The following is a 16,779-nucleotide window of genomic DNA, read 5'->3' as shown; positions in this document are numbered from 1 at the left end:
TAGTTGGCGATATAAACCTTTAGGTTTATTTTGGTCAAGTCCTCGACCTATTAGTATCAGTAAGCTACATATGTTACCACACTTCCACCTCTGACCTATCAACCATGTAGTCTTCATGGGGTCTTAACCTTACGGTGGGAAATCTTATCTTGAAGTAGGCTTCGCGCTTAGATGCTTTCAGCGCTTATCCTTTCCGTACTTAGCTACCCAGCTATGCCCTTGGCAGAACAACTGGTACACCAGCGGTACGTCCATCCCGGTCCTCTCGTACTAAGGACAGGTCTCCTCAAATTTCCTACGCCTGCGACGGATAGGGACCGAACTGTCTCACGACGTTCTGAACCCAGCTCGCGTACCACTTTAATGGGCGAACAGCCCAACCCTTGGGACCTACTACAGCCCCAGGATGTGATGAGCCGACATCGAGGTGCCAAACCTCCCCGTCGATGTGGACTCTTGGGGGAGATCAGCCTGTTATCCCCAGGGTAGCTTTTATCCGTTGAGCGATGGCCCTTCCATGCGGTACCACCGGATCACTAAGTCCGACTTTCGTCCTTGCTCGACCTGTATGTCTTGCAATCAAGCTCTCTTCTGCCTTTACACTCTACGTACGATTTCCGACCGTACTGAGAGAACCTTTGAGCGCCTCCGTTACTCTTTAGGAGGCGACCGCCCCAGTCAAACTGTCCACCTGACAGTGTCCCACTACCTGATTCAAGGCAGCTGGTTAGAATCCCAGTACTACAAGGGTGGTATCCCAAGGATGGCTCCACACAGACTGACGTCCATGCTTCATAGCCTCCCACCTATCCTGTACATGTAGCACCGAGACTCAATGTCAAGCTACAGTAAAGCTCCATGGGGTCTTTCCGTCCTGTCGCAGGTAACCGGCATCTTCACCGGTATTACAATTTCACCCAGTCTGTTGTTGAGACAGTGCCCAAATCGTTACGCCTTTCGTGCGGGTCGGAACTTACCCGACAAGGAATTTCGCTACCTTAGGACCGTTATAGTTACGGCCGCCGTTTACTGGGGCTTAAGTTCACTGCTTCGGTTACCCTAACAGATCCCCTTAACCTTCCAGCACCGGGCAGGCGTCAGCTCCTATACATCGTCTTGCGACTTAGCAGAAACCTATGTTTTTGGTAAACAGTCGCTTGGGCCTATTCTCTGCGGCCATGTTTCCATGGCACCCCTTCTCCCTAAGTTACGGGGTCATTTTGCCGAGTTCCTTAACAACAGTTCTCTGGCTGGCCTTAGGATACTCTCCTCACCCACCTGTGTCGGTTTGCGGTACAGGCACCTTTAACCTCGATAGAGACTTTTCTCGACAGTGTGAAATCAGCTACTTCGCTACTAAATTTCGCTCCGCATCGTACTCCAGCATTATTCAGGCGGATTTGCCTACCTGAACTGCCTCAATACTTGCCCGCACATAACCAACAGTGCGGTTAGCTTATCCTACTGTGTCATCCCATTTCTCAAACGGTTATTGGTGGTACAGGAATATCAACCTGTTGTCCATCACCTACGCCTTTCGGCCTCGGCTTAGGTCCTGACTAACCCAGGGCGGACGAACCTTCCCCTGGAAACCTTGGGTTTACGGCCTGTGGGATTCTCACCCACATCTCGCTACTCATGCCAACATTCTCACTTCTATACAGTCCACATCTCCTTACGGTAATGCTTCAATCCATATAGAAAGCTCTCCTACCCATCATAAATGATGCCGTAGCTTCGGTAGTACGTTTTAGCCCCGGAAATTTTCGGCGCAGGATCACTCGACCAGTGAGCTATTACGCACTCTTTAAATGAGTGGCTGCTTCTAAGCCAACATCCTGGTTGTCTGTGCAATCCCACATCCTTTACCACTTAACGTACATTTAGGGACCTTAGCTGACGATCTGGGCTGTTGCCCTTTTGACTATGAATCTTATCACCCACAGTCTGACTCCCAAGCATAAGAATACGGTATTCGGAGTTTGATAGTCTTCGGTAAGTGCAATACCCCCTAGGACATTCAGTGCTCTACCCCCGTTTCTCTAAATCTTGAGGCTAGCCCTAAAGCTATTTCGGAGAGAACCAGCTATCTCCGGGCTCGATTGGAATTTCACCGCTATCCACAGGTCATCCCCGAGCTTTTCAACGCTCGTGGGTTCGGTCCTCCACGAAATTTTACTTTCGCTTCAACCTGCCCATGGATAGGTCGCCCGGTTTCGGGTCTACGTCAACTAACTATACGCCCAGTTAAGACTCGCTTTCGCTGCGGCTCCACACCTTAAGTGCTTAACCTTGCTAGGTAACGTAACTCGTTGGCCCGTTCTACAAAAAGTACGCAGTCACACAAATAATGTGCTCCTACAGCTTGTAAGTGTAGGGTTTCAGGTTCTCTTTCACTCCCCTCCCGGGGTTCTTTTCACCTTTCCCTCACGGTACTATACGCTATCGGTCACTAGGTAGTATTTAGGCTTGGAGGATGGTCCCTCCTGCTTCCCACAGGGTTTCACGTGTCCCGTGGTACTCTGGATCATATCTGAAGTCTTCTTGTTTTGACTACGTGGCTTTTACACTTTATAGCGGAGCTTTCCAACTCTCTTCGTCTACAATAGCCTCTTCGTTATGATATGTCCGCAACCCCAGTGAAGAAAACTTCACTGGTTTGGCCTGTTCCGCGTTCGCTCGCCGCTACTTACGGAATCGAATTTCTTTCTCTTCCTCCGGGTACTTAGATGTTTCAGTTCCCCGGGTTCCCCTCGCATAGCTATGTATTCACTATACGATACTTAGACATTACTCTAAGTGAGTTTCCTCATTCGGAAATCTTGGGATCACAGTTTACGTGCAACTCCCCCAAGCTTATCGCAGCTTATCGCGTCCTTCATCGGCTCCTAGTGCCAAGGCATTCGCCCTACACCCTTAATAACTTGACCAGTTATTAAAAATTAGCGCCAAAGTCTTTGTCTTCATATACATTCAGACAAATCCCTTTGCTTAAAGTTGATATTTTTAAAAGTTATCTTCTTTATATGATATATTTTTTAAGAAGTTTATCTTCTTCTTTATATAATGTCATATCACTAAATGTTATGCAGTTTTCAAAGTACTAAAATGCTTACTTAATAAGCACTAATTTTGAGTTTTCATAAAGAACCCTCAAAATTAAACAGTAGGTTAATTCTCCCTAGAAAGGAGGTGATCCAGCCGCACCTTCCGATACGGCTACCTTGTTACGACTTCACCCCAGTTATTGATTTCACCTTCGACACTCGCTTCCCAAAAGGGTTAGCTAAGTGGCTTCGGGCGCCCCCAACTTCCGTGGTGTGACGGGCGGTGTGTACAAGACCCGGGAACGCATTCACCGCAGCATTCTGATCTGCGATTACTAGTAACTCCAGCTTCATGTAGGCGAGTTTCAGCCTACAATCCGAACTGAGAATGGCTTTAAGGGATTAGCTCGGCCTCACGACTTGGCTGCCCTCTGTACCACCCATTGTAGCACGTGTGTAGCCCTAAGCATAAGGGGCATGATGATTTGACGTCATCCCCACCTTCCTCCAGGTTATCCCTGGCAGTCCCTCTAGAGTGCCCAACTTAATGCTGGCAACTAAAGGCAAGGGTTGCGCTCGTTGCGGGACTTAACCCAACATCTCACGACACGAGCTGACGACAACCATGCACCACCTGTCACTTCTGTCCCCGAAGGGAAAAATGCGATTAGGCATCGGTCAAAAGGATGTCAAGCTTAGGTAAGGTTCTTCGCGTTGCTTCGAATTAAACCACATGCTCCGCTACTTGTGCGGGTCCCCGTCAATTCCTTTGAGTTTCACTCTTGCGAGCGTACTCCCCAGGCGGAGTACTTAATGCGTTAGCTGCGGCACCGAGGGGGGTAACCCCCGACACCTAGTACTCATCGTTTACGGCGTGGACTACCAGGGTATCTAATCCTGTTCGCTCCCCACGCTTTCGTGCCTCAGTGTCAGTTACAGTCCAGAAAGCCGCCTTCGCTACTGGTGTTCCTCCTAATATCTACGCATTTCACCGCTACACTAGGAATTCCACTTTCCTCTCCTGCACTCAAGTCTCCCAGTTTCAAGAGCTTACTACGGTTGAGCCGTAGCCTTTCACTCCTGACTTAAGAAACCACCTACGCACCCTTTACGCCCAGTAAATCCGGATAACGCTAGCCCCCTACGTATTACCGCGGCTGCTGGCACGTAGTTAGCCGGGGCTTCCTCCTCAAGTACCGTCATTATCTTCCTTGAGGACAGAGTTTTACGACCCGAAGGCCTTCATCACTCACGCGGCGTTGCTGCATCAGGCTTTCGCCCATTGTGCAATATTCCCCACTGCTGCCTCCCGTAGGAGTTTGGACCGTGTCTCAGTTCCAATGTGGCCGATCACCCTCTCAGGTCGGCTACTGATCGTCGCCTTGGTAAGCCGTTACCTTACCAACTAGCTAATCAGACGCGGGTCCATCTCATACCGCCGGAGCTTTGATAAGAAATACATGTGAATTTCTTATGTTATCCTGTATTAGCATACCTTTCGGTATGTTATCCATGTGTATGAGGCAGGTTACCCACGCGTTACTCACCCGTCCGCCGCTCTTCACCGAAGTGAATCGCTCGACTTGCATGTGTTAGGCACGCCGCCAGCGTTCATCCTGAGCCAGGATCAAACTCTCATAAAAAAGTTGTCCATCGCTCAGACTAATCATTATCTGAATATCTGGCTTGGTTTGTTTGTTGTTTCAGTTTAATTCTTAAAGAATTAATTTATTGTTAACCTACTGTTTAATTTTCAAAGTTCTTTGCTTGTTTCAGCTTCTTTATTCTACCAAAGCTGTTTTTCTTTGTCAACTACTTTTTTAAGAAGTTTTTGTTGACCTTTTGTCCCTGTCTCAAGGACAAGTAATACTATATCATTCTATTAATTGATGGTCAATAGTTTTTTAAAACTTTTTTTATACTCTAATTTTATAAAAAACTTATTAACATACTATTTATATTTTATCCACATTATAAACAGTCTTAAATGAGCTTATATTATCAATCAGTAGTTTTTATTAACAACTACCGGTTAATAATGTGAATAACTTTTTTTATATTTTTTTACTAAAATAATAACTATTTGTCATTTTATATTTTATTCGCATCTATTAATATACTCAAAATAAAAACAATTATTCCTAATTTTTCATAGTTATTTAATTATAATCACTTAGTCCCTTAACTTCTGTTTTTCATAAATAAATCAATATTTTTTTAATACTATATGCAACTAAAATGATTTTTTCATTATTTATATCAATTACACCTGCTAAATACTTTAATTAAATAACTTATATCATTAACAACCTTACAAAAATAATAAGACTATCTTCATTACCAATCGTAGTTTGTATTCATTCTATATTACTATAAAGAATAACTCTTTTCCTATATTAATTAATTTTAAATATCTAAGTTCCATTTTTATAAACTCAAAATATTTTATATTGTTATTCATTTTTATCCTTCGTAAAATCTATTGTTACTTACTTTTTCATTAATTTTGTTTTTTTAATAATAGTTTAAAATATTTTAATCATTATACCTAATAAATGTGATATAAATAGCATAAAACACAGTAGTAAAATTTATGTTTTTCATATAGTAAACATGATAAAGTTAAATAAAAAAGCATACCAAATAGGCATGCTAAAATATTTTAAACAATAAAAAAGATTACGTGGCTACGTGCTACTCTCCCAGAGGGTCGCCCCCCAAGTACCATCGCCGCTCAAGAGCTTAACTTCTGTGTTCGGAATGGGAACAGGTGTATCCTCTTTGCTATAATAACCACATAATCTTTATATAAAGTATTAACTTTTGTTAGTACTTTCAAAACTGCTAACATTTAATGTTTCCATCATATTTATTGGTCAAGTCCTCGACCTATTAGTATCAGTAAGCTACATATGTTACCACACTTCCACCTCTGACCTATCAACCATGTAGTCTTCATGGGGTCTTAACCTTACGGTGGGAAATCTTATCTTGAAGTAGGCTTCGCGCTTAGATGCTTTCAGCGCTTATCCTTTCCGTACTTAGCTACCCAGCTATGCCCTTGGCAGAACAACTGGTACACCAGCGGTACGTCCATCCCGGTCCTCTCGTACTAAGGACAGGTCTCCTCAAATTTCCTACGCCTGCGACGGATAGGGACCGAACTGTCTCACGACGTTCTGAACCCAGCTCGCGTACCACTTTAATGGGCGAACAGCCCAACCCTTGGGACCTACTACAGCCCCAGGATGTGATGAGCCGACATCGAGGTGCCAAACCTCCCCGTCGATGTGGACTCTTGGGGGAGATCAGCCTGTTATCCCCAGGGTAGCTTTTATCCGTTGAGCGATGGCCCTTCCATGCGGTACCACCGGATCACTAAGTCCGACTTTCGTCCTTGCTCGACCTGTATGTCTTGCAATCAAGCTCTCTTCTGCCTTTACACTCTACGTACGATTTCCGACCGTACTGAGAGAACCTTTGAGCGCCTCCGTTACTCTTTAGGAGGCGACCGCCCCAGTCAAACTGTCCACCTGACAGTGTCCCACTACCTGATTCAAGGCAGCTGGTTAGAATCCCAGTACTACAAGGGTGGTATCCCAAGGATGGCTCCACACAGACTGACGTCCATGCTTCATAGCCTCCCACCTATCCTGTACATGTAGCACCGAGACTCAATGTCAAGCTACAGTAAAGCTCCATGGGGTCTTTCCGTCCTGTCGCAGGTAACCGGCATCTTCACCGGTATTACAATTTCACCCAGTCTGTTGTTGAGACAGTGCCCAAATCGTTACGCCTTTCGTGCGGGTCGGAACTTACCCGACAAGGAATTTCGCTACCTTAGGACCGTTATAGTTACGGCCGCCGTTTACTGGGGCTTAAGTTCACTGCTTCGGTTACCCTAACAGATCCCCTTAACCTTCCAGCACCGGGCAGGCGTCAGCTCCTATACATCGTCTTGCGACTTAGCAGAAACCTATGTTTTTGGTAAACAGTCGCTTGGGCCTATTCTCTGCGGCCATGTTTCCATGGCACCCCTTCTCCCTAAGTTACGGGGTCATTTTGCCGAGTTCCTTAACAACAGTTCTCTGGCTGGCCTTAGGATACTCTCCTCACCCACCTGTGTCGGTTTGCGGTACAGGCACCTTTAACCTCGATAGAGACTTTTCTCGACAGTGTGAAATCAGCTACTTCGCTACTAAATTTCGCTCCGCATCGTACCCCAGCATTATTCAGGCGGATTTGCCTACCTGAACTGCCTCAATACTTGCCCGCACATAACCAACAGTGCGGTTAGCTTATCCTACTGTGTCATCCCATTTCTCAAACGGTTATTGGTGGTACAGGAATATCAACCTGTTGTCCATCACCTACGCCTTTCGGCCTCGGCTTAGGTCCTGACTAACCCAGGGCGGACGAACCTTCCCCTGGAAACCTTGGGTTTACGGCCTGTGGGATTCTCACCCACATCTCGCTACTCATGCCAACATTCTCACTTCTATACAGTCCACATCTCCTTACGGTAATGCTTCAATCCATATAGAAAGCTCTCCTACCCATCATAAATGATGCCGTAGCTTCGGTAGTACGTTTTAGCCCCGGAAATTTTCGGCGCAGGATCACTCGACCAGTGAGCTATTACGCACTCTTTAAATGAGTGGCTGCTTCTAAGCCAACATCCTGGTTGTCTGTGCAATCCCACATCCTTTACCACTTAACGTACATTTAGGGACCTTAGCTGACGATCTGGGCTGTTGCCCTTTTGACTATGAATCTTATCACCCACAGTCTGACTCCCAAGCATAAGAATACGGTATTCGGAGTTTGATAGTCTTCGGTAAGTGCAATACCCCCTAGGACATTCAGTGCTCTACCCCCGTTTCTCTAAATCTTGAGGCTAGCCCTAAAGCTATTTCGGAGAGAACCAGCTATCTCCGGGCTCGATTGGAATTTCACCGCTATCCACAGGTCATCCCCGAGCTTTTCAACGCTCGTGGGTTCGGTCCTCCACGAAATTTTACTTTCGCTTCAACCTGCCCATGGATAGGTCGCCCGGTTTCGGGTCTACGTCAACTAACTATACGCCCAGTTAAGACTCGCTTTCGCTGCGGCTCCACACCTTAAGTGCTTAACCTTGCTAGGTAACGTAACTCGTTGGCCCGTTCTACAAAAAGTACGCAGTCACACAAATAATGTGCTCCTACAGCTTGTAAGTGTAGGGTTTCAGGTTCTCTTTCACTCCCCTCCCGGGGTTCTTTTCACCTTTCCCTCACGGTACTATACGCTATCGGTCACTAGGTAGTATTTAGGCTTGGAGGATGGTCCCTCCTGCTTCCCACAGGGTTTCACGTGTCCCGTGGTACTCTGGATCATATCTGAAGTCTTCTTGTTTTGACTACGTGGCTTTTACACTTTATAGCGGAGCTTTCCAACTCTCTTCGTCTACAATAGCCTCTCCGTTATGATATGTCCGCAACCCCAGTGAAGAAAACTTCACTGGTTTGGCCTGTTCCGCGTTCGCTCGCCGCTACTTACGGAATCGAATTTCTTTCTCTTCCTCCGGGTACTTAGATGTTTCAGTTCCCCGGGTTCCCCTCGCATAGCTATGTATTCACTATACGATACTTAGACATTACTCTAAGTGAGTTTCCTCATTCGGAAATCTTGGGATCACAGTTTACGTGCAACTCCCCCAAGCTTATCGCAGCTTATCGCGTCCTTCATCGGCTCCTAGTGCCAAGGCATTCGCCCTACACCCTTAATAACTTGACCAGTTATTAAATTTGATATTTTTAAAAGTTATCTTCTTTATATGATATATTTTTTAAGAAGTTTATCTTCTTCTTTATATAATGTCATATCACTAAATGTTATGCAGTTTTCAAAGTACTAAAATGCTTACTTAATAAGCACTAATTTTGAGTTTTCATAAAGAACCCTCAAAATTAAACAGTAGGTTAATTCTCCCTAGAAAGGAGGTGATCCAGCCGCACCTTCCGATACGGCTACCTTGTTACGACTTCACCCCAGTTATTGATTTCACCTTCGACACTCGCTTCCCAAAAGGGTTAGCTAAGTGGCTTCGGGCGCCCCCAACTTCCGTGGTGTGACGGGCGGTGTGTACAAGACCCGGGAACGCATTCACCGCAGCATTCTGATCTGCGATTACTAGTAACTCCAGCTTCATGTAGGCGAGTTTCAGCCTACAATCCGAACTGAGAATGGCTTTAAGGGATTAGCTCGGCCTCACGACTTGGCTGCCCTCTGTACCACCCATTGTAGCACGTGTGTAGCCCTAAGCATAAGGGGCATGATGATTTGACGTCATCCCCACCTTCCTCCAGGTTATCCCTGGCAGTCCCTCTAGAGTGCCCAACTTAATGCTGGCAACTAAAGGCAAGGGTTGCGCTCGTTGCGGGACTTAACCCAACATCTCACGACACGAGCTGACGACAACCATGCACCACCTGTCACTTCTGTCCCCGAAGGGAAAAATGCGATTAGGCATCGGTCAAAAGGATGTCAAGCTTAGGTAAGGTTCTTCGCGTTGCTTCGAATTAAACCACATGCTCCGCTACTTGTGCGGGTCCCCGTCAATTCCTTTGAGTTTCACTCTTGCGAGCGTACTCCCCAGGCGGAGTACTTAATGCGTTAGCTGCGGCACCGAGGGGGGTAACCCCCGACACCTAGTACTCATCGTTTACGGCGTGGACTACCAGGGTATCTAATCCTGTTCGCTCCCCACGCTTTCGTGCCTCAGTGTCAGTTACAGTCCAGAAAGCCGCCTTCGCTACTGGTGTTCCTCCTAATATCTACGCATTTCACCGCTACACTAGGAATTCCACTTTCCTCTCCTGCACTCAAGTCTCCCAGTTTCAAGAGCTTACTACGGTTGAGCCGTAGCCTTTCACTCCTGACTTAAGAAACCACCTACGCACCCTTTACGCCCAGTAAATCCGGATAACGCTAGCCCCCTACGTATTACCGCGGCTGCTGGCACGTAGTTAGCCGGGGCTTCCTCCTCAAGTACCGTCATTATCTTCCTTGAGGACAGAGTTTTACGACCCGAAGGCCTTCATCACTCACGCGGCGTTGCTGCATCAGGCTTTCGCCCATTGTGCAATATTCCCCACTGCTGCCTCCCGTAGGAGTTTGGACCGTGTCTCAGTTCCAATGTGGCCGATCACCCTCTCAGGTCGGCTACTGATCGTCGCCTTGGTAAGCCGTTACCTTACCAACTAGCTAATCAGACGCGGGTCCATCTCATACCGCCGGAGCTTTGATAAGAAATACATGTGAATTTCTTATGTTATCCTGTATTAGCATACCTTTCGGTATGTTATCCATGTGTATGAGGCAGGTTACCCACGCGTTACTCACCCGTCCGCCGCTCTTCACCGAAGTGAATCGCTCGACTTGCATGTGTTAGGCACGCCGCCAGCGTTCATCCTGAGCCAGGATCAAACTCTCATAAAAAAGTTGTCCATCGCTCAGACTAATCATTATCTGAATATCTGGCTTGGTTTGTTTGTTGTTTCAGTTTAATTCTTAAAGAATTAATTTATTGTTAACCTACTGTTTAATTTTCAAAGTTCTTTGCTTGTTTCAGCTTCTTTATTCTACCAAAGCTGTTTTTCTTTGTCAACTACTTTTTTAAGAAGTTTTTGTTGACCTTTTGTCCCTGTCTCAAGGACAAGTAATACTATATCATTCTATTAATTGATGGTCAATAGTTTTTTAAAACTTTTTTTATACTCTAATTTTATAAAAAACTTATTAACATACTATTTATATTTTATCCACATTATAAACAGTCTTAAATGAGCTTATATTATCAATCAGTAGTTTTTATTAACAACTACCGGTTAATAATGTGAATAACTTTTTTTATATTTTTTTACTAAAATAATAACTATTTGTCATTTTATATTTTATTCGCATCTATTAATATACTCAAAATAAAAACAATTATTCCTAATTTTTCATAGTTATTTAATTATAATCACTTAGTCCCTTAACTTCTGTTTTTCATAAATAAATCAATATTTTTTTAATACTATATGCAACTAAAATGATTTTTTCATTATTTATATCAATTACACCTGCTAAATACTTTAATTAAATAACTTATATCATTAACAACCTTACAAAAATAATAAGACTATCTTCATTACCAATCGTAGTTTGTATTCATTCTATATTACTATAAAGAATAACTCTTTTCCTATATTAATTAATTTTAAATATCTAAGTTCCATTTTTATAAACTCAAAATATTTTATATTGTTATTCATTTTTATCCTTCGTAAAATCTATTGTTACTTACTTTTTCATTAATTTTGTTTTTTTAATAATAGTTTAAAATATTTTAATCATTATACCTAATAAATGTGATATAAATAGCATAAAACACAGTAGTAAAATTTATGTTTTTCATATAGTAAACATGATAAAGTTAAATAAAAAAGCATACCAAATAGGCATGCTAAAATATTTTAAACAATAAAAAAGATTACGTGGCTACGTGCTACTCTCCCAGAGGGTCGCCCCCCAAGTACCATCGCCGCTCAAGAGCTTAACTTCTGTGTTCGGAATGGGAACAGGTGTATCCTCTTTGCTATAATAACCACATAATCTTTATATAAAGTATTAACTTTTGTTAGTACTTTCAAAACTGCTAACATTTAATGTTTACATCATATTTATTGGTCAAGTCCTCGACCTATTAGTATCAGTAAGCTACATATGTTACCACACTTCCACCTCTGACCTATCAACCATGTAGTCTTCATGGGGTCTTAACCTTACGGTGGGAAATCTTATCTTGAAGTAGGCTTCGCGCTTAGATGCTTTCAGCGCTTATCCTTTCCGTACTTAGCTACCCAGCTATGCCCTTGGCAGAACAACTGGTACACCAGCGGTACGTCCATCCCGGTCCTCTCGTACTAAGGACAGGTCTCCTCAAATTTCCTACGCCTGCGACGGATAGGGACCGAACTGTCTCACGACGTTCTGAACCCAGCTCGCGTACCACTTTAATGGGCGAACAGCCCAACCCTTGGGACCTACTACAGCCCCAGGATGTGATGAGCCGACATCGAGGTGCCAAACCTCCCCGTCGATGTGGACTCTTGGGGGAGATCAGCCTGTTATCCCCAGGGTAGCTTTTATCCGTTGAGCGATGGCCCTTCCATGCGGTACCACCGGATCACTAAGTCCGACTTTCGTCCTTGCTCGACCTGTATGTCTTGCAATCAAGCTCTCTTCTGCCTTTACACTCTACGTACGATTTCCGACCGTACTGAGAGAACCTTTGAGCGCCTCCGTTACTCTTTAGGAGGCGACCGCCCCAGTCAAACTGTCCACCTGACAGTGTCCCACTACCTGATTCAAGGCAGCTGGTTAGAATCCCAGTACTACAAGGGTGGTATCCCAAGGATGGCTCCACACAGACTGACGTCCATGCTTCATAGCCTCCCACCTATCCTGTACATGTAGCACCGAGACTCAATGTCAAGCTACAGTAAAGCTCCATGGGGTCTTTCCGTCCTGTCGCAGGTAACCGGCATCTTCACCGGTATTACAATTTCACCCAGTCTGTTGTTGAGACAGTGCCCAAATCGTTACGCCTTTCGTGCGGGTCGGAACTTACCCGACAAGGAATTTCGCTACCTTAGGACCGTTATAGTTACGGCCGCCGTTTACTGGGGCTTAAGTTCACTGCTTCGGTTACCCTAACAGATCCCCTTAACCTTCCAGCACCGGGCAGGCGTCAGCTCCTATACATCGTCTTGCGACTTAGCAGAAACCTATGTTTTTGGTAAACAGTCGCTTGGGCCTATTCTCTGCGGCCATGTTTCCATGGCACCCCTTCTCCCTAAGTTACGGGGTCATTTTGCCGAGTTCCTTAACAACAGTTCTCTGGCTGGCCTTAGGATACTCTCCTCACCCACCTGTGTCGGTTTGCGGTACAGGCACCTTTAACCTCGATAGAGACTTTTCTCGACAGTGTGAAATCAGCTACTTCGCTACTAAATTTCGCTCCGCATCGTACTCCAGCATTATTCAGGCGGATTTGCCTACCTGAACTGCCTCAATACTTGCCCGCACATAACCAACAGTGCGGTTAGCTTATCCTACTGTGTCATCCCATTTCTCAAACGGTTATTGGTGGTACAGGAATATCAACCTGTTGTCCATCACCTACGCCTTTCGGCCTCGGCTTAGGTCCTGACTAACCCAGGGCGGACGAACCTTCCCCTGGAAACCTTGGGTTTACGGCCTGTGGGATTCTCACCCACATCTCGCTACTCATGCCAACATTCTCACTTCTATACAGTCCACATCTCCTTACGGTAATGCTTCAATCCATATAGAAAGCTCTCCTACCCATCATAAATGATGCCGTAGCTTCGGTAGTACGTTTTAGCCCCGGAAATTTTCGGCGCAGGATCACTCGACCAGTGAGCTATTACGCACTCTTTAAATGAGTGGCTGCTTCTAAGCCAACATCCTGGTTGTCTGTGCAATCCCACATCCTTTACCACTTAACGTACATTTAGGGACCTTAGCTGACGATCTGGGCTGTTGCCCTTTTGACTATGAATCTTATCACCCACAGTCTGACTCCCAAGCATAAGAATACGGTATTCGGAGTTTGATAGTCTTCGGTAAGTGCAATACCCCCTAGGACATTCAGTGCTCTACCCCCGTTTCTCTAAATCTTGAGGCTAGCCCTAAAGCTATTTCGGAGAGAACCAGCTATCTCCGGGCTCGATTGGAATTTCACCGCTATCCACAGGTCATCCCCGAGCTTTTCAACGCTCGTGGGTTCGGTCCTCCACGAAATTTTACTTTCGCTTCAACCTGCCCATGGATAGGTCGCCCGGTTTCGGGTCTACGTCAACTAACTATACGCCCAGTTAAGACTCGCTTTCGCTGCGGCTCCACACCTTAAGTGCTTAACCTTGCTAGGTAACGTAACTCGTTGGCCCGTTCTACAAAAAGTACGCAGTCACACAAATAATGTGCTCCTACAGCTTGTAAGTGTAGGGTTTCAGGTTCTCTTTCACTCCCCTCCCGGGGTTCTTTTCACCTTTCCCTCACGGTACTATACGCTATCGGTCACTAGGTAGTATTTAGGCTTGGAGGATGGTCCCTCCTGCTTCCCACAGGGTTTCACGTGTCCCGTGGTACTCTGGATCATATCTGAAGTCTTCTTGTTTTGACTACGTGGCTTTTACACTTTATAGCGGAGCTTTCCAACTCTCTTCGTCTACAATAGCCTCTCCGTTATGATATGTCCGCAACCCCAGTGAAGAAAACTTCACTGGTTTGGCCTGTTCCGCGTTCGCTCGCCGCTACTTACGGAATCGAATTTCTTTCTCTTCCTCCGGGTACTTAGATGTTTCAGTTCCCCGGGTTCCCCTCGCATAGCTATGTATTCACTATACGATACTTAGACATTACTCTAAGTGAGTTTCCTCATTCGGAAATCTTGGGATCACAGTTTACGTGCAACTCCCCCAAGCTTATCGCAGCTTATCGCGTCCTTCATCGGCTCCTAGTGCCAAGGCATTCGCCCTACACCCTTAATAACTTGACCAGTTATTAAATTTGATATTTTTAAAAGTTATCTTCTTTATATGATATATTTTTTAAGAAGTTTATCTTCTTCTTTATATAATGTCATATCACTAAATGTTATGCAGTTTTCAAAGTACTAAAATGCTTACTTAATAAGCACTAATTTTGAGTTTTCATAAAGAACCCTCAAAATTAAACAGTAGGTTAATTCTCCCTAGAAAGGAGGTGATCCAGCCGCACCTTCCGATACGGCTACCTTGTTACGACTTCACCCCAGTTATTGATTTCACCTTCGACACTCGCTTCCCAAAAGGGTTAGCTAAGTGGCTTCGGGCGCCCCCAACTTCCGTGGTGTGACGGGCGGTGTGTACAAGACCCGGGAACGCATTCACCGCAGCATTCTGATCTGCGATTACTAGTAACTCCAGCTTCATGTAGGCGAGTTTCAGCCTACAATCCGAACTGAGAATGGCTTTAAGGGATTAGCTCGGCCTCACGACTTGGCTGCCCTCTGTACCACCCATTGTAGCACGTGTGTAGCCCTAAGCATAAGGGGCATGATGATTTGACGTCATCCCCACCTTCCTCCAGGTTATCCCTGGCAGTCCCTCTAGAGTGCCCAACTTAATGCTGGCAACTAAAGGCAAGGGTTGCGCTCGTTGCGGGACTTAACCCAACATCTCACGACACGAGCTGACGACAACCATGCACCACCTGTCACTTCTGTCCCCGAAGGGAAAAATGCGATTAGGCATCGGTCAAAAGGATGTCAAGCTTAGGTAAGGTTCTTCGCGTTGCTTCGAATTAAACCACATGCTCCGCTACTTGTGCGGGTCCCCGTCAATTCCTTTGAGTTTCACTCTTGCGAGCGTACTCCCCAGGCGGAGTACTTAATGCGTTAGCTGCGGCACCGAGGGGGGTAACCCCCGACACCTAGTACTCATCGTTTACGGCGTGGACTACCAGGGTATCTAATCCTGTTCGCTCCCCACGCTTTCGTGCCTCAGTGTCAGTTACAGTCCAGAAAGCCGCCTTCGCTACTGGTGTTCCTCCTAATATCTACGCATTTCACCGCTACACTAGGAATTCCACTTTCCTCTCCTGCACTCAAGTCTCCCAGTTTCAAGAGCTTACTACGGTTGAGCCGTAGCCTTTCACTCCTGACTTAAGAAACCACCTACGCACCCTTTACGCCCAGTAAATCCGGATAACGCTAGCCCCCTACGTATTACCGCGGCTGCTGGCACGTAGTTAGCCGGGGCTTCCTCCTCAAGTACCGTCATTATCTTCCTTGAGGACAGAGTTTTACGACCCGAAGGCCTTCATCACTCACGCGGCGTTGCTGCATCAGGCTTTCGCCCATTGTGCAATATTCCCCACTGCTGCCTCCCGTAGGAGTTTGGACCGTGTCTCAGTTCCAATGTGGCCGATCACCCTCTCAGGTCGGCTACTGATCGTCGCCTTGGTAAGCCGTTACCTTACCAACTAGCTAATCAGACGCGGGTCCATCTCATACCGCCGGAGCTTTGATAAGAAATACATGTGAATCTCTTATATTATCCTGTATTAGCATACCTTTCGGTATGTTATCCATGTGTATGAGGCAGGTTACCCACGCGTTACTCACCCGTCCGCCGCTCTTCACCGAAGTGAATCGCTCGACTTGCATGTGTTAGGCACGCCGCCAGCGTTCATCCTGAGCCAGGATCAAACTCTCATAAAAAAGTTGTCCATTGCTCAGACTAATCATTATCTGAATATCTGGCTTGGTTTGTTTGTTGTTTCAGTTTAATTCTTAAAGAATTAATTTATTGTTAACCTACTGTTTAATTTTCAAAGTTCTTTGCTTGTTTCAGCTTCTTTATTCTACCAAAGCTGTTTTTCTTTGTCAACTACTTTTTTAACAAGTTTTTGTTGACCTTTTGTCCCTGTTTCAAGGACAAGTATTACTTTACCATTTTAAATAAAATACGTCAACACTTTTTACAAAAGTTTTTATACATTTTAATTTTATAAATGTTATAGTATACTCTTAACCTAGTAATATACCAATTTTTTAACAATTTTACCATTTATATTTTTAATAATTATATAGCATTAAATATAAAAAGTTATAAAACCTGTTTGGTTTTATAACTTTTTATAT

Annotated in this window: 8 rRNA genes; all 8 read right to left on the bottom strand. The window is 45.1% G+C overall.

Annotated features, from left to right (window positions below):
- Window positions 1-30 precede the first annotated feature (30 nt).
- Window positions 31-2,930, bottom strand: a 23S ribosomal RNA gene (locus TEGL_RS00855).
- A 255-nt stretch (window positions 2,931-3,185) separates the two neighbouring features.
- Window positions 3,186-4,690, bottom strand: a 16S ribosomal RNA gene (locus TEGL_RS00850).
- A gap of 1,038 nt (window positions 4,691-5,728) precedes the next feature.
- Window positions 5,729-5,845: ribosomal RNA gene (rrf, locus tag TEGL_RS00845) — 5S ribosomal RNA — on the bottom strand.
- 74 nt (window positions 5,846-5,919) lie between these two features.
- Window positions 5,920-8,819: ribosomal RNA gene (locus TEGL_RS00840) — 23S ribosomal RNA — on the bottom strand.
- 199 nt (window positions 8,820-9,018) lie between these two features.
- Window positions 9,019-10,523, bottom strand: a 16S ribosomal RNA gene (locus TEGL_RS00835).
- A gap of 1,038 nt (window positions 10,524-11,561) precedes the next feature.
- Window positions 11,562-11,678, bottom strand: a 5S ribosomal RNA gene (gene rrf / locus TEGL_RS00830).
- A 74-nt stretch (window positions 11,679-11,752) separates the two neighbouring features.
- Window positions 11,753-14,652 (bottom strand): 23S ribosomal RNA (locus TEGL_RS00825).
- 199 nt (window positions 14,653-14,851) lie between these two features.
- A 16S ribosomal RNA gene (locus TEGL_RS00820) occupies window positions 14,852-16,356 on the bottom strand.
- The 16S, 23S and 5S rRNA genes sit together here, the layout of an rRNA operon.
- Between the last annotated feature and the right edge of the window lie 423 nt (window positions 16,357-16,779).

Source organism: Terrisporobacter glycolicus ATCC 14880 = DSM 1288, assembly GCF_036812735.1.
In the GTDB taxonomy this organism is placed as follows: Bacteria; Bacillota; Clostridia; order Peptostreptococcales; family Peptostreptococcaceae; genus Terrisporobacter; species Terrisporobacter glycolicus.
This window is presented reverse-complemented; position numbering and strand designations above follow the sequence as displayed.